Source organism: Tardiphaga robiniae, assembly GCF_013359755.1.
Taxonomy (GTDB): domain Bacteria; phylum Pseudomonadota; class Alphaproteobacteria; order Rhizobiales; family Xanthobacteraceae; genus Tardiphaga; species Tardiphaga robiniae.
Window position 1 is genome coordinate 1 of record NZ_JABMCJ010000014.1, and the last position, 502, is coordinate 502.

Genomic DNA, 502 nt, shown 5'->3' on the forward strand with positions numbered 1-502 from the left:
CACCAGTGCCGGTGCGGCGAAAACGTCAGAAACGAATGCTGCAGCGTCACAACAATCAGCCGCCACGTCTGCCTCCACCGCGGCCACGAAAGCGTCAGAGGCCGCCACTTCAGCACGAGATGCGGTGGCCTCAAAAGAGGCAGCAAAATCATCAGAAACGAACGCATCATCAAGTGCCGGTCGTGCAGCTTCCTCGGCAACGGCGGCAGAAAATTCTGCCAGGGCGGCAAAAACGTCCGAGACGAATGCCAGGTCATCTGAAACAGCAGCGGAACGGAGCGCCTCTGCCGCGGCAGACGCAAAAACAGCGGCGGCGGGGAGTGCGTCAACGGCATCCACGAAGGCGACAGAGGCTGCGGGAAGTGCGGTATCAGCATCGCAGAGCAAAAGTGCGGCAGAAGCGGCGGCAATACGTGCAAAAAATTCGGCAAAACGTGCAGAAGATATAGCTTCAGCTGTCGCGCTTGAGGATGCGGACACAACGAGAAAGGGGATAGTGCAG

At 58.8% G+C, this 502-nt stretch carries 1 protein-coding gene; it reads right to left on the reverse strand.

The features are described from left to right. Positions 1–502, reverse strand: a 502-nt coding sequence (locus HP556_RS00040; RefSeq protein ID WP_210269001.1) for a hypothetical protein, incomplete at both ends; no start/stop codon positions are given.